Consider the following 17,687-nt stretch of genomic DNA (forward strand, 5'->3'; position numbering starts at 1 on the left):
GGACCGATTGAATGGCCGTCCCCGCAAAGTACTTGATGCGCAAACACCATTCGAAGCCTTTAATGAACTGTTGCGTTAGAATCTAGAGACCAACTAAAATTAATTTCATTAAAACATAAATCTAAAGGTTTATCTTATTGATTCTTAATGCATCCTATTTCAATAATTCTTAGAAACTACATATTCACCAGGATCTCCAGCGAGTCCCCAGTAGATTCAGGGCTATTTAGTCCAGAACATCGGCGTGAAAATCACCAGCAGGGTAAAGATTTCCAGCCGCCCCAGCAGCATGGCAAATGTACACACCCAGGTCGAGAAATCGCTGAGACTGGTGAATGTCGTACCGACGTTGCCCAGGCCCGGCCCCAGGTTATTCATGCAACTGGCAATTGCGCCATAGGCCGTGACCATATCCACACCATCCGCAAGCAGGACCAACATCAGTCCGACAAAAATAATTACATAGGCAGAGATAAACCCTCGAACGGCGTTGATAATCTCTGGCTGTACAACACGATTGCCGATCTTGAGCGGTCTCACAATTCTCGGATGAACCAACATCCTGATCTGGCGCATGGATTCCCGGAACAGGATTAATATGCGGATAATCTTCATGCCGCCAGCTGTCGAGCCAGCACAACCGCCGAAGAAGCTGATAAATATCAGTAACACCGGCATCCCGGCAGGCCACAGGTTGAAGTCATCAATGCCATACCCGGTGCTGGTAATCACCGAAACAACCTCGAATGCTGCCAGACGCATGGCATGATTGGCGTCATCAGTATAACCATAGCTATAAAGGAAGACGGCAATCATAACCGCCAAGGTCATCGCGATACTTACAAAGGTACGGGTTTGCGTGTCGGCCACATAGCGTAATGGGTTCCAGGAACGCCAGACCAGGTAATGGATACTGAAGCTGATACCCCCAAGCAGCATGAAAACAATAGCAATGCTTTCTATCAGCGGGCTATCGAAGTAACCAATACTCGCATCATGGTTGGAGAAGCCGCCTGTAGAGACAGTGGTAAAGCTGTGCGCTATGGCGTCAAAGAGCGACATACCTGCATACCAATAGGCCAGTGCGCAAAGCACCGTCATGCCGATATAGAGGGTAATCAGGAACTGGGCCGTATGCGCGATCCGCGGGGTCAGTTTTTCATCCTTGACTGGCCCGGGTGTTTCCGCCTTGTAGAGCTGCATACCGCCCACGCCCAGCATTGGCAGTATGGCCACGGCGAAAACGATTACACCAATACCGCCATACCACTGTAACTGCTGGCGGTAGAGTTGCAGGGATAAAGGCAGTGAATCCAGTCCCGACATGACCGTTGCGCCGGTAGTGGTAAAACCGGATACGGCCTCAAAGACCGCATCTGTAACACTCAGGTGGGCACCGAGGACCAGCGGCAGTGCTCCCAGGCCTCCGAGCACTACCCAGAACAGGGAAACGATCAGGAATCCGTCACGTCCCCTGAGATTTTCGATGCTGGTGCGATTAAATCCCCATAGAATCACCCCTGCACCGGCCAGGAGCAACAGACTCTCGATAAAGTGTATAGCCTCGCCATCGTCCACTGCCAAGGAGACAAAGACGTTCGGCAGCAAGGTCGCGCTGAAAAGCAGCAGGCACAGGCCGAGTATGTAAGCAATCGCCCGATAATTCATACTTTATGATAACTTGATTTTTTGTGCGCCGCACATATACGGAACGAATTATCAGGACTATCGATATAGTGATGTATGAGGCACGGAAGATGTGCGCTCGAATCCCGTTACTCGACTACGCTGCACGTTCTGTGAACGACGATGTCGAGAGCAGACAGACGCCGTAACTAACTGTTTGGTTTATATTTATTGATTTACCCCGGCTTGCCTCATAATACCGGGACCGGTGATTCGAGCCATCAATTGAATCTCTCCCTGTACTCCCCTTACTGCGGTTGAGCCTCTTGATGCTACAGGCCATGTTTCATGCCTCGCGCAGTTCCGATCGAGCCGATGCCAGCACCCGTATTGAGGAACGCAGGAAGAATGAGGCAAGACAGATAGCAACCAGTAAATCGGGCCATGCCGCTTCGGTCAGCCAGACCGCACCGGCTGCAACAAAAACCGACACATTGGCCACAATATCATTGCGGGAGCACTCCCAGACCGAGCTCATATTGACATCGTCGCCCCTGTGCCGCCATAGCAATGCCAGGCAGGTACTATTGGCAATAAGCGCTACCACACTGAACAGGCCCATTAACTCGAATACTGGCACACTGGGTTCGATCAGCCTGTAAATGATCTGACCCCATACGGCGAGCGCCGCGAGCAGAATAAGCATGCCCTTGAACAGGGCTACACGGGCCTTGCTTCGCATACCCAAACTGACTGCATACAGGCTGAATGCATAGGTTAAAGCATCGCCGAGGTTATCAAGACTGTCCGAAAGCAGGGCGCTGGAATCGGCATAAAGGGCAGCTGTAAGAATAACCATGAACATCACTGCATTGATGACCAGGACTATTCTCAACGTCCCGCTTTGACGTTGTTGAAGCTGCTTCAGATCGTCTGTGTTATGACAACAGTCGCTCATGATTTTTTACAAGGATTGAATGGAGTACATAATTTTTAAGTTGGTGGTTGCACCACCAACGTTTCTTTCAGTATCTGCGAAGTCGTCAAAACATAACTTGATAGGATCTGTTGAATTACAATTTTTGACCGGACAAAAAAACCGCTCGTCCCCTTATAGAGGGAAGATCTATTTCCAACCTGTTCCCTTGGCCTGTAACACCGTATACGGGCTTCACCGGCTTGCTGATAAATTGTTTTCCGGCATGACCCACTAACACTTATGACTATTAGTTTGACTCTGCCTTGAGCGCCTGGATTTCCCTGTTTATTTCCCCGATCGTTTTGCGCCAACCCTGCGCCAGGCTCTTGACCAGTGCTTCATATCCATCCTCTGACTGAGGTATCCGTTCAAAAAAGTTCTGACCAGTCAGGTAATTGTTTTGCGTGTCACGTAGTGACCAACGGCCGGAGATAACCGCAACGCCATCAAAGCGACCATGGAATTCATCGATCTCGACCGTTAGAAAGAAAGTATCGCCGGCAGCATCATCGCCATGCCCGCGGCCGCTAATAAAGCGATAGCCTGGGTATTGCTGCAACAGCTCATCGCGCAACTGACGTCGCAATTGTTCGGCAAGCGAGCCCGCCCAGCGATGACCGTATGCGGACTCCATACGATACTCGCTGGTCTGATAGCTGATACCCGGCGCGGCCAGGTAGTCTGCCGTGTTGACTGTTATCTCGACAAACAGTGGCTCGGCATCGGTCTCCTGTGTAACCTTTGTAGCTGCAGGCAGTGTGTAGTGCTGCACCTCAACCGGTTTGTTCGCACAACCCGCCAATAGTAGTGCCAGCAGGGCGACGACAAAACCGGCCGGCCATGAGATTGCGCGAACATCCTTCCGCTGTGGATACATGTGTGACTCCTGTTCAATCCCCGGGCGATGCTTTCGGCTGCGGATCTTCCTCGGGCAGTTTGTTGAAGATCAGCGCGTTAGGTTGCTTGTTCAGGGTTTCAACAAACGGCTGGAAGTCGTTCATCATTGTCTGCAGCTGTTTCAATGTATCTGTAAGTATCTCATATGCCGGCGCACCGGGTTTGGCACCATCCAGGGTTTCATTGATCTCATCCAGCGTGCTGCGTATATCGCCCGGCAATGCCTGCATATCCTCGCTCTCAAGCAGGTCGCTGATCTGGCTGCTCAGCTCGCGCAGATCTTTCAGCATCGCCTCCGAAGTACCGAGATTCGAATCCAGTTTTTCTATCAACGCCTCGATTTCGAGATTATTAATCTTGTCCATGAATTGCGACAGCCGCTGGTCCAGCTGGCTCAATCTTGAAGGCACGCTGGGGAAAACCGGTTTGTCGACAAACTCGCTGATCTCCATTGCCGTGGCATCTGCGTAAAAGCCGATATCGACGAACGAGGAGCCGGTCAGGAAATTACCGGTTTTCAGCGAGGCGCGCAGGCCATTGGCGAATAGTCGCTGGTAACGCTGACGCCATTCGACCAGTTCATCCTCGTCCATGAAGGGATCCAGACGTTGCGGCTCGATTCGGATCAGTACCGGTATCTTGATGTCAGACAGGGTCTTGACCCGTTCCGGCGTAAATTCGTAGGGCACATCGATGACGGTGCCGATGCGCACACCGCGGTATTCCACCGCCGCATCGGGACTGAGACTACGCACCGTATCATCGACCAGCATCACATATTCGAGATACTTATCGAAGCTCGCCTGGTAGGCGCTGTTTTCACTGTCGTAAAGCGTGAACACGCTTGATTCACCAACCGGATCACCCGGCGGCAGGTCCTCCGGTACACCGAAAGTGATGCCACCACCGATAACCGATTCCAGTGTGCCCATATCTACCTGCATGCCGCCAGCATTGAGTTCCAGAGACACCCCGGAAGCCGACCAGAAACGCGTGTTCTCGGTCACAAGATCGCGGTACTTGTCGTCGATAAATATGCGGTAATGCATCTGCCGATCATCCATCTTGAAATCGGCGGATTCTATCCGGCCGACATCGAAACCACTGTAGATGACCGGATCACCGACACTCAGCCGATCCGCATTTTCGCTATGCAGCTTTACGCGCAGCCCATCCTTATGCATTTTCGCGATCGGCGGTTCTTCTAGCACTTCAAAGCGCCGTTGCGTCTGCTCTTCCTGACCGGGCATCAGTTCAATATAGGCCCCCGACCAGAGCGTGCCCAGGCCACTGATGCCCTCGCGGCCGATACGCGGTTTGACCACCCAGAAACGCGTATCGCTTTTTAACAGGCGTTCGCTGTCCTTGTTCATCTGTGCCGTAATAATCACGTGACCGTGATCATCGGACAGGCGCATCGATTCGACCTTGCCGACTTCGACATTGCGCGCCTTGATCAGTGTCTTGCCGGCCTGGATACCATCCGCAGAGTTCATTTCCAGTATGACCCGGGGACCGGTCGTCGATATATTGTAGTAAACCATCCAGCCGCCGATAGCGATCGCGATAATCGGCACAATCCAGATGGATGACAAAGCGCGCCGGCGTGGCTTCTTCTTCGCCTGTGTCAGGTCGGTATCACTCATTCAGCCCTGTTCCGCGGTTGCTGTTGACTGTTTTTCGGCCATCCATAACAGACGTGCGTCAAACTGCATGGCCGCGATCATGGTAATGATCACGACGGCTGCAAACGGCAGGATGCCTGGACCGGGTGAGACGGACATCAGGACACCCGCCTGGATCAGGGCCGCCAGTATCGCTACCACAAAAACATCAATCATCGACCAGCGGCCGATAAAATGCGTGATCCGGTACAGGCGGATCTGAATCCCGGGCTTCAGCGTTTGCGCCCGCCGCGCCACCCAGCACAGCCAGCCCAGTGCCAGCAATTTGGCTATCGGTATGACAATGCTGGCAACGAAAATGATCACGGCAATCGGCAAAGAACCGGTTTCGGCCAGATGCAGGATACCGCCGATGATTGTCTGCGGCGTAGTTGCGCCAAAACTGACCGTATTCATTATCGGCAGCACCATGGCCGGAACATACAACACGGCACCCGTAAGCAACAGTGCCCAGGTACGCTCCAGCGTTGCCGTCGCCGGCAACCGGGTGTGTTCGCCGCAGCGTGGACACTTGTCCTGGCCCGCCGCCGGTATCGGGAAGGTACATAGCTCGCAACCGGTTATGCCCTGTTCGCCCGCGTTGACACCGGCCTGCAGATGCGCCGGCAGCGACGGCTCACCGGCCAAGGCAAACCAGAGACGGTCACTGTCGATACTGGTCACCGTTTTCAGCAACAGACCGACGAAAATGCAAAACGCCCAGAAAGATGGACCAAAGGCGATGTCGGCCATGCTGGCCACCTTGCTCATGCTCACCAGCACGCCGATCAGGAACACGTCCGCCATCATCCATGGATGCAGACGCATGACCAGCCGCGCCAGCGACCGGTGCCAGGCATTCACCTCGCGAAAGGCGATCTTCATGTAAATAAAGCTGACTCCGGCCAGAAACAATGCCGGGAAAACGAGAATCGCCAGCACCACGACCAGCGCCAGCAGTAACTCGCTGTCATAGAACAGCATGCTGGCGGTTTCCGCCACGGCGATTTGCTGTTGCACGCCCTGGATCTCGAAACTCGCGAATGTGAAAGGCAATGCAAACAGCAGCATCAACAGGGCGGCGCTGGCGTAGGCCAGTACCTGCTGTACCGAATCCGGCACGCGGCGCACCAGCGTATGCCGACAACGCGGACACTCGGCGCCTTCACCGGGCCGCAGACGCGGCAGGCCGACGACCAGCTCGCACTCGGGACAGACCCGCAGCCGGCGTGGCCGACGGGATACTGATGTCATGGCAGCACTTGGACACTTGGCATCGAAAGTCCAGGACGCGAGATCATTACCCCGAACTCAGTCGCCGTCCTTGAGGTAACTGGCGAACATCTTTTGGAATTCCTCCTGGTTGACTTCCTCGTCACCCACTTCCATGGTCAGACGTTTCTCGACGCACTTCATGACCATGTCATTGAGATTGCGGATCAGGTTGATCGACATGGGCACCGTGCGCAGGTCACTGATTGCCAGACCGACCTCGCCGGATTTGGTCTCCACTTCCTTGAGCAGCACCACGGGCAGGAAATGATGTTCCATCATCAGCTGGTAGCCCCGATAGATGCTGCCGACGAAGTTGATGAGGTTCTCGCCGTACTGGTTCTGGGCAGCCATCAGGGCGCCGTGTCGGGTCTTACCCAGATCGATGGGTAAATCACAGTGCTCGAGACCGGAAAAAGTCATGCTTTCCCACTCCCGGTCGCCGGCCTTGCCAGCGGTCACGACACCCAGCAGACCGCTTTCCCAGCACGGTTGCAGCTGGCTGACGGTCATACCGGCGAGCATGCCCTGGTCGCGCAGCGCCAGCTTGCCCTTTTCGAAGTAAAGCTGGCCCAGCATGGGCTTGTCCTTCTTGATATGCAGCACAAAGAGCTCGCCCAGGCCCTGAGCGTAGAGCATACGGACGGTATCGGCTAAGGCCATCGAACTGCCTCAATAAAATGAGTGACTTGACTTGAATAATGGCAGTTTAACATTATCGCTGGAAGCATCGGCACGTATTGTGCGGTGCATCCAGGCTGCACGGGCACCCTGTGGACGTGTCAAATCGGCACATACGCTGACCGACACAAGACTGGTGACCGGCACCACGGCCGGGGTAATATGCCGCTTGGCCAATGACGGCGCCACAGAATCATTCATAACTGCATGCCATGACCGAATCGCATCCACAAGGCGTCCTCGAGGCCGGCTACGAACTGCTCTGGTACCGCATCGGCCGGGTGCTCGGACGTGGCGCGTTCGGCATCACCTACCTGGCCGAGGATATCAACCTGCACCGGCCGGTAGCCATCAAGGAATTCTTTCCCAGCCAGCACTGCACGCGCGTCGGCAGCACCGAGATCAAGCCGCTGTCGGATGAGTCCGCCGAGGACTTCGGCTGGGCGATGGAGCGTTTTCTGAGCGAGGCGCGCACGCTGGCGCAGTTCGAGCACCCGAACATCATCCGGGTCATCAACGTGTTCGAGCGCAACGGCACCGCCTACATGGTGATGCACTATGAAAGCGGCGTCAGCCTGTCGGCCCTGCTCAAGCGTCGCCGTACCCTGAACGAACGCGAGCTGGCCAAGATCACGCTGCCGATCCTGGACGGTCTCGAGAAGGTCCACGCCAGCGGCTTCATCCACCGCGACATCAAGCCGTCCAACATCTATATCCGCGAGGGCGGCAGCCCGGTGCTGCTCGACTTTGGTTCGGCACGCCAGTCGATGCAGGAATATACCCAGACCCTGACCAGCCTGGTCTCGCCCGGCTATGCACCGATCGAGCAGTACACCAGCAAGGGGGAACGCCAGGGCCCATGGACCGATATCTACGGCATGGCCGCCACCCTCTACCGCGCGGTCACGGGCCTGGTACCGCCGTCGGCCATCGATCGCAGCGAGGCATTGTCCGACGGCAAGGCCGACTTCATGACCAGCGCCCGTGAGCTGGTACGCGAACCTTACGGCGACCCGTTTCTCGCCGCCATCGACCATGCACTGGCTTTTCGCATCGAGGATCGGCCACAGAACATCACCGACTGGCGCGCCGAATTCGGCTTCGATGGCCACGAAATGGACACCCAGCCGGAATACTACGGCGTACCGCCGCAGGCCGGGGCAGGAACCGGCGACCGCCAGACCCGTCAGACTGGTACCCACACCGAGCCACTGGAACAGGCCGATGCAACCGCCGCGGACGATGCGATCTTCAATGTGGCCGGTGAAACCCGTACCGTGGTCAGCGCAGCCAGTGAGCCCGAGCCTGAGGAGGCGGCCACCGTCGTCCATTCGTCAGCACGCGGCCCCGGTACCGATTACCGCCGCAACGCCTACCTGGCTGCCGCCGTGGTCGTGCTGACGATCGTCGCCGGCCTGCTCTGGCTGCGCGCGAGCAGTGACGCGGACAGCCCCCTGAGTATCGATAACACCGTCGCCAATAACGTCATCAACGGCAGTACTAAGGTCGACGAAGAAACCGCCAGCGCAGAAGATACGGGTGCATTGACCTCGACAGTGGTCAGTGACGATCTGAATGAAGATGAACTGGTGCAGGCCCTGCTCGACGGCGCCCGCGCCGACCTCGACGCCATGCGGCTAACCACGCCGGCGGATCGCAACGCCTACGACAAGTTCCTCGCCGTGCAGTCAATCGACCCGGACAACCAGGCCGCCGAACGCGGCATCGAGGCCATCTACAACCGTTACGTGCAGCTGGCGCAACAGGCGGCACAGGACAACGATTTCGACCGCGCCAGTGTCATGCTCGACCGCGCCGGCCAGGTCAAGCCGGATGCGCCGGGCCTGATGCGTGCCCGGGTGGCCCTGGAACAGCGCCGCACCCAGACGCGGATGCAGTCGTTATCCGAATCCATGAACCCGGCTGCGAACAACAGTGACACAGATAATGTCGCGGCAAACCAGAATGTCGACAACAATACGCCCAGCGGGAATATGGCGCCCGAAGAACAGCAGGACGTTCAGGCCGAGCCCGGTTTTCTCAGCAAACCGATCAACACGGTGCGCGGCTGGTTCAGTAACGACGACGAACCGCCACCGCAGCAATAAGTCGAGACCAGCACCTGTCAGGCGTGTCGCAGCACGGCGCCATCGATATCATGAACGGCGCGTTTGCCAACATGCGGCTCCCGCCATTTGGCATAGCTGAAGTCGGAACAGATCGCCCGCGGCATCAGCAATACCGCCTGGAGAAAATCCTGCAATTCCCGGACTCCGTAGATCGTCACCGTAAAGCCCCAGTCATCCAGTCGTTCAACCAAGCGGCGTACACCCGGCGTCGACCAGTCCAATGCAAAACGATTCACACCCCAGTCGCACAGGCGATCGAGTATGTTCTCGGCCAGCTGGCCACCGTTACCGATCAACGGTGCCAGAAAATCAACCGGGGTTTCGATGATCGCACCGGGCTGCGTTTCCGCCAGCTGGCGAAACTGGGCTTCGCCCAGGTCCTCCATATCGACATGGAACCAGAGATCGCTGCTGTCTATGCCGGCCGTCTGCAACAGTCGCAACAGGCTCCGGTTGCAGGCCAGGTCGGCGCCGAGGTTAACCTTGATACCGCGATCCGCCTGGCGCAACTGCTGCAGACAGGTCTGCAGTAGTGCCGACGATTGCGCGGGGCCATTCGCATGTCTAACGTCCGGCGACTGGTCATTCATGTAGCGGTCGGTCAGCACGCTCAGGTCCGCCCAGCGGATGTTCGACTCAAGAAACTGCGTCAGAGCCGCCTCGCTGCTGACGCCATCCCAGACAAACTGGATATGGCGCGGTATTGCCTTTTTCGGAATCAATTCGGTCAGATCGTAGACGTTGCCCTGGACGGCATTGGCCGGCATCTGTTCCGGACGTTGCTGAAACAGCGTACCGGCATGCAGCAACAGGATCGCTTTGCCCGGGTCATGGGCGGCGACGGCCTCGAGAATCTGCGGCTGGTTGTCGACCATGGCGAACGGCCGGTAGCCACAGGCACGAAAGTGTTCAATGCCGGCGAGCTTGGCGGCAATGACATCGTCGCTATCCGCCGCTTCGCGCATAAACAGTAGATCACTGGTGAACTGCACGCGGTACTCGCGCCCCAGCTTATTCAGCGAACACAGTGTTTCCTCACGCAGATGTTCCGGCCGTGCGGTATTCAGGCCGACATGAGTATGCGGTTGCAGCTGGAACCAGCGGATCACGTCCATCACGCCGGGAAACGGCCGGTGTGCCTCAAGCACGGCGGCCATTGACCAGCGGTGCCGGTTATACCAGGCCTGAATAGCGGCAAAATGATCGGCCGGCACACCCAATGACCGCAGCCCGGCCTCGAGCTCGGCCACGCTGAAACTCATATCGGTAATGCGGCAGGCGGAGAAGAAACCGGTATTGTGATTGCGGTCATAAGCCTGCAGCAGATACAGCAGCATGTAGCGGCTGTCGAGAATCGTACCGTCGATATCGAATAGTATCAGCAGGTCATCCTGCGCAAATGCCGTCCGGCTCCTTTCATAGTGGCCGGCCAGCGCCTGCATCCAGTTTTGTATGGCCACGTTTTGCATACCTTGTCACCTCGCACGTCATTCATCATTAGCGGGCGACAAGCCTAGCCTGTTCGTGTGACCTGGCGATGACGGGCGGAAAATCAGGCGGGCGTCGGCTCCTGGCGCAGACGTTCGATATTGCGGCGGCCGTGCTTGTTCAGCCAGGGTTCACCGTCGGCGGCGTAGCAGGCGGGGCTGACGCCGAGATCCTCGGCGAGGAAATGCTCGAGGATATGGATCGCCTGGTCGCGCCAGTCGTCCCAGGCCACAGCCACACCGCCAAGGATGATGTCTTCCCGCCACAGGCGCCAGGCGTTCTGCCGGAACAGGTAATAATCGTGCGCCAATCCGGCCAGATCGGCCGCCCGCACGATACGCGCCTCGCGCGAGGAGCAAGCGGCACCACACCGGGTGGCGAGGATCGCCGCCTGAACGGCGTCGATAATTGACGCGGCGATGCCGTAATCATTCAGCACGCGCGCGGCAAGCCGCGCCGAATAGGCTTCCTTGGAGTCATAGCCCTGCAACTCATGATCGTACTGATAACCGGCATCGTGAAACAGCAACGCGCCATAGACGATCTCCGGCTGGACGGCGAGATCCGCATCGCGACAGCGCTCGATAAGCGTGCGACTGGCTGCCAGCGTTTCCATGACATGACTGAAGTTGTGGTACGGCAGACGGGTGTCATAAAGCAGCGCCGCGGCATGCTCGAGGCCCGGGTTACGTACCATATCCACTTCATAGCTCATGCAGCATCCTCGTGACTCCCCGGCGCAACGCGTGTGAATAAGCAATATAGCGATGTGGCCGGCGCCTGCAAACCCTGGAAGCACATCACACCGTGCCACGGCCTGGCGAGATGGACCCGGAGCAGCTATTCTGGTCTAATTGACGCGGCGCAGCATGGACGGAGCAATCATGGCCACGAAGAGCGACAGCAAAAGCCTTAACCTCGCCTTGCAGGGCGGCGGTTCCCATGGTGCCTATACCTGGGGCGTGCTCGACCGGTTGCTGGCGGAGCCGACACTGAAGATCGACGGTATCAGTGGCACCAGCTCCGGGGCGATGAACGCCGTGGTCATGGCCGACGGCCTGCTGCGCGGCGGTCGTGATGGCGCCCGCCAGGCACTGCGCGAATTCTGGGAACAGGTGGCGAGCATGTTCAGCGACCTGTTCCAGCCCACCGCGCAGCTGTCCGACTGGCTGATGTTCGAAACCGGTGCGCCGCTCTCGCTGCAGTCGTATCTGGCCCTGACACAGGCCTTCTCGCCTTACCAGCTTAACCCGATGGATCACAATCCCCTGCGCCAGCTGCTGGAGGAGATGATCGACTTCGGCCGCCTGCGTCGTAATCGTTCGCTGAAACTGTTCATCGGTGCCACTCAGGTGCGCACTGGCAAGCTCAAGCTGTTTCGGGAGAAGGAACTTAGCGTCGATGCGCTGCTGGCCTCGGCATGCCTGCCCTCGTTACACCATGCCATCACCATCGACGGCGAGGCCTACTGGGATGGCGGTTATGCCGGCAACCCGCCGATTTTCCCGCTCATCTTCGACTGCAAGACCAGCGACGTGATGATCGTCATCGTCCAGCCGCTGGCGCGGCCGGAACTGCCGACCACCGCCGAAGCCATACGCATGCGCGCGGCGGAGCTGAGTTTCAATACCGCCTTCCTGCGGGAAATGCGCGCGATTGCCTTTTCCAAAGACCAGATCAAGCAGGACTTGCTACCGCTGGGTCGGCTGGAACGCCAGCTCAGCCGGCTGAACGTGCACCTGGTGCAAAACGAGGCGATGATGCAGCAACTGGATCCGAGCAGCGCCTACCAAAGCCCGCCGGCATTCATCGAGGAGCTCTATCAGGAGGGTTATGCCAGCTGCGAGGCCTGGCTGGACAATAATCGCCAGCACATCGGCACCCAATCGTCGGTCAATCTGAGCGAGCTGTTTTGCTGAACTGGTGACTGGTGACTGGTGACTAAAATAGCGTGATCGGCCCTGTCTCGATGCCAAGGAAAATTAAAATTCAATAATTCCTTAACCAACGCTGTTCGCGGCGAGGTCGCCGCTCCTACGATCATGCGACAATTCCCCCGATAATCGCGATACTGACGCTGGAAGGTTCGCGGATGGCAATCCGCTCCCACAGAAACCGACTTGCCATTCACCAATCACGAATCACCAGTCACCAGTCAAAACACCTTCACCGCCGATGACTTGAAACTGACGGTGATCTCGTCACCGAGGTGGCAGTCGAGATCGCGCAACGCCGCCCGCGTGATCAGGACCTGGAAGTTCTCACCGGCCTGCACGGTTACATTCACCAGACCACCCTGCTCGTGCAGGCTGGTAATGCGACCGATGAAATGATTGCGCATGCTCGAATCCAGCGTCTGGCGTGACAGCACGATCTGGTTGGCCTCGACCGCGGCATGCGCGCCGGCACTGGTCTCTTCGGGAATGGCGATGTTGATCTTGTTGGTGCGAAACAACTGTGCAGCCTGATCGACCTGGCCCTGGAAATGATTGATCAGCGAACTCGGCGCGACGCGACCCTCGAACAACGTCACCACCTTGTCGGCCAGGGCACTGGCGCGCAGCTGATCGTGACTGCTCATGACAATCGTCTGCGAGCGGTTCTCGCGAATGACGCCGACCAGCTGCTCGAACTCGGCGACGATGCTTTTATCCAGGTAGGTAAACGGCTCATCGAACAGCAGCACTTCCGGATCCAGCACCAGTGCCCGGGCGATCGCCACCTTCTGGCCTTCACCGCCGGACAGATCGCGTGCCGGCCGATCGGCGAGCCGGTCGAGCCCCAGCTGTTCCATCACCGACTGCGCCAGCACGCGCCGCTTGGCCGCCGGCGTGCCGCGCAGCTTCAGGCCAAGCTCGACGTTGGCGGCAACCGTGTCATGCAATAAGTAGGGATTCTGCGGTACCAGGCCGACGCGGCGGCGATAGTCGCGCAGTCGCTTGCCGTTAACCGGCGCACCCTGGTACAGCAACTCGCCGCCGGTTGGCGCATGCAGGAACGCCAGCAGACCGAGCAGCGTACTCTTGCCAGAGCCGTTCGGCCCGACCAGGACCGTGACGCGATTCGCCGGAATGTCGAGGCGATTGATGCTGAGCGCTTCGCCAGCAGTGCCCGGGTAGGTAAAACCGACATCCGTGAGTGCATAGGCGACACTGGGGTTGAGCATGATCAGGCGTGCCTCTGGAAGCGCGACAGTAATGCATTGGCGGTAAAGGCCACGGCCAGCAGGACGATGCCCAGCGCCAGCGCGAATTCGAATTCACCCTTGCTGGTTTCCAGGGCGATGGCCGTGGTCATCGTCCGCGTGTAGCCCTCGATGTTGCCACCCAGCATCATCGCCACGCCGACTTCGCCGATGGCGCGGCCGAAGCCCATGACGATTGCAGCGAGGAAACCGAAGCGCACCTCGCGCAGGTAGATCCACGCCTGCTGCCAGCCAGTGGCGCCAAGTGATCGGCAGGTCAGCGCCAGTCGCGGGTCGGCACCATTGACCGCCGCGATCGACAGATTCCAGATGATCGGCACGATCAGAATGCACTGACCGATGACCATGGCCGTGGGCGTGAACAACAGGCCCCAATCGCCGGCCGGCCCGCGACGGCTGAGCATGCCGTAGAGGATCAGGCCCACCACCACGGTCGGCAGGGCCATGAGCGTGTTGAGCGAATGCTGCAGAAAATCCTTGCCGGGGAAACGCGTCAGACCCACCAGCAAACCCAGCGGCACACTGATAACGGCCGCGGCCAGGGTTGCCAGCAGGGAGATGAATATCGAGGTCCAGACGACCTGATAGACTTCGATATCCAGACTGATAATAAGGTTGAAGGCTGCAGCCAGTGCCTGCAGAAAGAAGTCCATATCAGGTTATCCTGCCGGGATTACACTTTGATTGAGCATGCGCGCCGCTGTCGACTTATGTTCACGCCTGCATATAGCCGGCGCCTGTCAGCAACAGCGCTGCATCATAAACCAATTCACACCGCTACAAACAGTCGCCCGGCCAACTTTATTCAGGGCTGAAATAGCGTTGGATCAGAAACGGCTCGTCGAAATGGCGCTTGCCGACGAACGCCGTGGCATGCGTACCCCACTGCCGCATCGCGCCCGGTTCCGGCACACCCATGGGCCACAGCAGCCAGCGTTCAAGGCGTTCGCTACCGGGCACCAGGCCGCGCTCGTCGAACAGGCTGCGGCGCCGCTCCGACACCGCCGTTGCCAGACTGCGCAGCTCGTAGTAATCCGCGGTCACATAACCGACGCCGGACACATCGGCGGCGACCGCCGTGATCTGTTGCAGGTAATGACTGCCAGTCGCCAGGCGAATGCGCACGCGCTGATCGTCGCCGGGCTGCGGCGCGGCGGCCGGGGTGATCAGCGGTTCCTGCCAGGGACCGCCGCGCTCGCGCGGCTCGAGGCGCGGGCCCGGAAACGCCATGTGATAACAGCCGCAGTTGTGCATGGCATCGTACATCAGCACCTGGCCGTCCGGCGCCAGCGTCACGCGCCAGGTCACACCGTCGAGATGGCCGCCGAGCAGATCCAGCGGCCCGGTTTTCGGCCGTGCCGGCAACCAGATAACGTAATTCAACTGCAGCAGGACGTCGCCGCGCCAGCGGGTGTACGACAGTTTCTCGTAAACGATCGGCTGCGTGGTCACGATTTCGATCCGGCCGTCGCGCCAGACCGGCCGGCCGATGCGATCCGCCGGGGTCGCGGTATCGATGCGCCAGACCGGCGCATGGCGGGCGAACAGACGTTCACGCTGCATCGCCGTCGGCTGCGGAATACCGAGCGCGTCGCGTGGCAGTTCGGCGATCGCTGCCGGGCGCGGCGTCACCGGCACGTAGTCGATCAGTTCACCGCTGGTGCTGTGGTCGGGGCGGGCGAAGCGCGCCCGTGTCTCGGCATGCAGGTTGCCGACACCGACCGAGACCGCCAGCGCGGTCAGCGGGTACAGCCCCAGCACGCGCTGGTAATCCTGGTAGGCATCCGCCACCCGGGTGCGGTCGCGCAACAGGACCAGATTCTGCTCGGCGGCGCGATCCGTGGCCAGCAGGTGATCACCACAGTCGGCAAGCCGGGCGGCGGCGGTATGGCGATCGGCCACGCCCAGTGCCTGCCAGGTCGCCGGTCGCGGCGGCAGGTTGGCCAGTTCCACCACCTCCGCCGTGGCCGCCAGCGCGCGCAAGCGCGCCAGCCAGTCGGGCCGCTGCGCCGCTGTGAGCTCGTCACGAAATGAGGCCAGCAGGCGATTGACGCGCAGGTGCGGGAAGCCGGCGATGCGTGCCGCCTGGGCGTCCGCCACGCCAGCGCGATCCACTGCCCGGTCAAAATCCGCGTAGAACTGCAGGCAGGCGGCGGTCTCGCCGCCCGACTCACGCGGCACCGGCTGCCAGGCGGCACAACCGGCGAGCAGCGCCATGAGCGCTGTGACCAACAGTAGCCGGCGCAGCTGACGCGGCGCCAAACCGGCCGGCAACAGCACGGTAGTTAAACGGTGGCGGAAAATCGTATAATCGACATCCATTTTCGGCGTAGTCATTAAAGAGAGCGCGTGAGTACCAAGCTATACCTGAAAACCTACGGTTGCCAGATGAACGAGTACGATTCCGCCCGCATGCGCGACGTGCTGGCCGAATCGCACCAGTTGACCGAGACCGACGACCCGGCCGAGGCCGGCGTCATCCTGCTGAACACCTGCTCGATCCGGGAAAAGGCCCAGGAGAAGGTATTCTCGCAGCTCGGCCAGTGGAAACGCTGGAAGGACGAGAACCCGGACCTGATCATCGGCGTCGGCGGCTGCGTCGCCTCGCAGGAGGGTGACAGCATCGTCAAGCGGGCGCCGTTCGTCGACCTGGTGTTCGGCCCGCAGACCCTGCACCGGCTGCCGCAGATGATCGACGCCGCACGCCGCACGCGCAAGCCGCAGGTGGACATCAGCTTCCCGGAAATCGAGAAGTTCGACCACCTGCCGGAACCGCGCGCCGTGGGCCCGACCGCGTTCGTATCGATCATGGAAGGCTGCAGCAAGTACTGCTCCTACTGCGTGGTACCGTACACGCGCGGCGAGGAAGTCAGCCGGCCGTTCGACGACGTCATCACCGAGATCGTCGAGCTCGCCGACCAGGGTGTACGCGAGGTCAACCTGCTCGGCCAGAACGTCAACGCCTACCACGGGCCGACCCACGACGGCGGTTATGTCGACTTTGCCGATCTCATCGAATACGTTGCTGCCGTGGACGGCATCGACCGCATCCGTTACACCACCTCGCACCCGACCGAATTCAGCGACAAGCTGATTGATGTCTACGCGCGCGTACCGGAACTGGTCAGCCACCTGCACCTGCCGATCCAGCACGGCTCGGATCGCATCCTGGCGCTGATGAAACGCGGCCACACGACGCTGGAATACAAGCAGAAGATGCGCCGCCTGCGGCAGATTCGCCCGGACATCAGCCTGTCCTCGGACTTCATCGTCGGTTTCCCCGGTGAAACCGACAGCGACTTCGAGGCGATGATGAACCTGATTGCCGAGGTCGGCTACGATCACTCGTTCAGCTTCATCTACAGCCGCCGGCCGGGCACGCCGGCAGCCAGTTTTGCCGACGACGTGCCGCTGGAAGTGAAAAAACAGCGCCTGCAGTTGCTGCAGAACCGCATTACCCAGCAGGCCACCGCCATCAGCGAGGCCATGGTCGGCAGCACCCAGCGGGTGCTGGTCGAGGGGCCGTCGCGCCGCGACGCCAGCGAGATCTGCGGCCGCACGGAAAATAACCGTGTGGTCAACTTCGCCGGTCACGCCGATCTCGCCGGCCAGTTCGTCGACGTGCGCATCACCCGGGCGCTAAGCAACTCCCTGCGTGGCGAGATCGCGGCACACACCGATGTCGCCGGCGAACGCGACAGCGTTGCCCTCGCCTGACGCACGCCCACAACCCATCCGCCTGCCAT

Annotated in this window: 14 protein-coding genes; 3 read left to right on the forward strand and 11 right to left on the reverse strand. The window is 59.2% G+C overall.

Annotated features, from left to right (window positions below; translation table 11 throughout):
* Positions 1–222: 222 nt before the first annotated feature.
* From J2T55_RS10580 to J2T55_RS10605, 6 genes are all read right to left on the reverse strand, one after another.
* Complete coding sequence (locus J2T55_RS10580; RefSeq protein WP_259056384.1) at positions 223–1,668, reverse strand: TrkH family potassium uptake protein; 1,446 nt, start codon at positions 1,666–1,668, stop codon at positions 223–225.
* Between the two features lie 304 nt (positions 1,669–1,972).
* On the reverse strand, positions 1,973–2,584 hold the full coding sequence (locus J2T55_RS10585) for a cation transporter (protein ID WP_259056386.1): 612 nt from the start codon (positions 2,582–2,584) through the stop codon (positions 1,973–1,975).
* 268 nt (positions 2,585–2,852) lie between these two features.
* Positions 2,853–3,482: a PqiC family protein gene (locus J2T55_RS10590; RefSeq protein ID WP_259056388.1), complete on the reverse strand. Its 630-nt coding sequence runs from the start codon at positions 3,480–3,482 to the stop codon at positions 2,853–2,855.
* A gap of 13 nt (positions 3,483–3,495) precedes the next feature.
* On the reverse strand, positions 3,496–5,148 hold the full coding sequence (gene pqiB, locus J2T55_RS10595) for an intermembrane transport protein PqiB (RefSeq protein ID WP_259056390.1): 1,653 nt from the start codon (positions 5,146–5,148) through the stop codon (positions 3,496–3,498).
* Complete coding sequence (locus tag J2T55_RS10600) at positions 5,149–6,420, reverse strand: paraquat-inducible protein A (protein WP_259056392.1); 1,272 nt, start codon at positions 6,418–6,420, stop codon at positions 5,149–5,151.
* Positions 6,421–6,477: 57 nt separating this feature from the next.
* The gene (locus J2T55_RS10605; RefSeq protein WP_259056393.1) at positions 6,478–7,077 is read right to left on the reverse strand and encodes a hypothetical protein; all 600 of its coding nucleotides are present in this window, start codon (positions 7,075–7,077) and stop codon (positions 6,478–6,480) included.
* Positions 7,078–7,331: 254 nt separating this feature from the next.
* Here J2T55_RS10605 and J2T55_RS10610 point away from each other — a divergent pair, with 254 nt between their 5' ends.
* Complete coding sequence (locus J2T55_RS10610; protein ID WP_259056394.1) at positions 7,332–9,227, forward strand: serine/threonine protein kinase; 1,896 nt, start codon at positions 7,332–7,334, stop codon at positions 9,225–9,227.
* Positions 9,228–9,244: 17 nt separating this feature from the next.
* Here J2T55_RS10610 and J2T55_RS10615 read toward each other — a convergent pair whose 3' ends face one another.
* Both J2T55_RS10615 and J2T55_RS10620 read right to left on the reverse strand, forming a co-directional pair.
* Positions 9,245–10,717: an HAD family hydrolase gene (locus J2T55_RS10615; RefSeq protein ID WP_259056396.1), complete on the reverse strand. Its 1,473-nt coding sequence runs from the start codon at positions 10,715–10,717 to the stop codon at positions 9,245–9,247.
* An 83-nt stretch (positions 10,718–10,800) separates the two neighbouring features.
* Positions 10,801–11,451: an HD domain-containing protein gene (locus tag J2T55_RS10620; protein WP_259056398.1), complete on the reverse strand. Its 651-nt coding sequence runs from the start codon at positions 11,449–11,451 to the stop codon at positions 10,801–10,803.
* A 169-nt stretch (positions 11,452–11,620) separates the two neighbouring features.
* On the opposite strand from J2T55_RS10620, the gene J2T55_RS10625 reads away from it, so the two are divergent.
* Positions 11,621–12,655, forward strand: a complete 1,035-nt coding sequence (locus J2T55_RS10625; protein ID WP_259056400.1) for a patatin-like phospholipase family protein — start codon at positions 11,621–11,623, stop codon at positions 12,653–12,655.
* 236 nt (positions 12,656–12,891) lie between these two features.
* Here J2T55_RS10625 and J2T55_RS10630 read toward each other — a convergent pair whose 3' ends face one another.
* The 3 genes from J2T55_RS10630 to J2T55_RS10640 all read right to left on the reverse strand — a co-directional run bounded on the left by J2T55_RS10630 (position 12,892) and on the right by J2T55_RS10640 (position 16,278).
* Positions 12,892–13,902 (reverse strand): ABC transporter ATP-binding protein, encoded by a 1,011-nt coding sequence (locus J2T55_RS10630; RefSeq protein WP_259056402.1) that lies wholly within the window; start codon positions 13,900–13,902, stop codon positions 12,892–12,894.
* A 2-nt stretch (positions 13,903–13,904) separates the two neighbouring features.
* Complete coding sequence (locus tag J2T55_RS10635) at positions 13,905–14,594, reverse strand: ABC transporter permease (protein ID WP_259056404.1); 690 nt, start codon at positions 14,592–14,594, stop codon at positions 13,905–13,907.
* Between the two features lie 148 nt (positions 14,595–14,742).
* Positions 14,743–16,278, reverse strand: a complete 1,536-nt coding sequence (locus tag J2T55_RS10640) for a hypothetical protein (protein ID WP_259056406.1) — start codon at positions 16,276–16,278, stop codon at positions 14,743–14,745.
* 12 nt (positions 16,279–16,290) lie between these two features.
* Between J2T55_RS10640 and miaB the strand changes: the two genes are divergently transcribed.
* Positions 16,291–17,658 carry a tRNA (N6-isopentenyl adenosine(37)-C2)-methylthiotransferase MiaB gene (miaB, locus tag J2T55_RS10645; protein ID WP_259056409.1) on the forward strand — a complete coding sequence of 456 codons (1,368 nt, stop codon included), beginning with the start codon at positions 16,291–16,293 and terminating at the stop codon, positions 17,656–17,658.
* Positions 17,659–17,687: the final 29 nt, after the last annotated feature.

Source organism: Methylohalomonas lacus (assembly GCF_024808875.1).
Lineage (GTDB): Bacteria > Pseudomonadota > Gammaproteobacteria > Methylohalomonadales > Methylohalomonadaceae > Methylohalomonas > Methylohalomonas lacus.

What these genes read in the sequence shown, in the direction of transcription:
- J2T55_RS10580 (WP_259056384.1), bottom strand. Translation starts at nt 1,668, where the DNA reads ATGAATTATCGGGCGATTGCTTACATACTCGGCCTGTGCCTGCTGCTT.
- J2T55_RS10585 (WP_259056386.1), bottom strand. Translation starts at nt 2,584, where the DNA reads ATGAGCGACTGTTGTCATAACACAGACGATCTGAAGCAGCTTCAACAA.
- J2T55_RS10590 (WP_259056388.1), bottom strand. Translation starts at nt 3,482, where the DNA reads ATGTATCCACAGCGGAAGGATGTTCGCGCAATCTCATGGCCGGCCGGT.
- pqiB (WP_259056390.1), bottom strand. Translation starts at nt 5,148, where the DNA reads ATGAGTGATACCGACCTGACACAGGCGAAGAAGAAGCCACGCCGGCGC.
- J2T55_RS10600 (WP_259056392.1), bottom strand. Translation starts at nt 6,420, where the DNA reads ATGACATCAGTATCCCGTCGGCCACGCCGGCTGCGGGTCTGTCCCGAG.
- J2T55_RS10605 (WP_259056393.1), bottom strand. Translation starts at nt 7,077, where the DNA reads ATGCTCTACGCTCAGGGCCTGGGCGAGCTCTTTGTGCTGCATATCAAG.
- J2T55_RS10610 (WP_259056394.1), top strand. Translation starts at nt 7,332, where the DNA reads ATGACCGAATCGCATCCACAAGGCGTCCTCGAGGCCGGCTACGAACTG.
- J2T55_RS10615 (WP_259056396.1), bottom strand. Translation starts at nt 10,717, where the DNA reads ATGCAAAACGTGGCCATACAAAACTGGATGCAGGCGCTGGCCGGCCAC.
- J2T55_RS10620 (WP_259056398.1), bottom strand. Translation starts at nt 11,451, where the DNA reads ATGAGCTATGAAGTGGATATGGTACGTAACCCGGGCCTCGAGCATGCC.
- J2T55_RS10625 (WP_259056400.1), top strand. Translation starts at nt 11,621, where the DNA reads ATGGCCACGAAGAGCGACAGCAAAAGCCTTAACCTCGCCTTGCAGGGC.
- J2T55_RS10630 (WP_259056402.1), bottom strand. Translation starts at nt 13,902, where the DNA reads ATGCTCAACCCCAGTGTCGCCTATGCACTCACGGATGTCGGTTTTACC.
- J2T55_RS10635 (WP_259056404.1), bottom strand. Translation starts at nt 14,594, where the DNA reads ATGGACTTCTTTCTGCAGGCACTGGCTGCAGCCTTCAACCTTATTATC.
- J2T55_RS10640 (WP_259056406.1), bottom strand. Translation starts at nt 16,278, where the DNA reads ATGACTACGCCGAAAATGGATGTCGATTATACGATTTTCCGCCACCGT.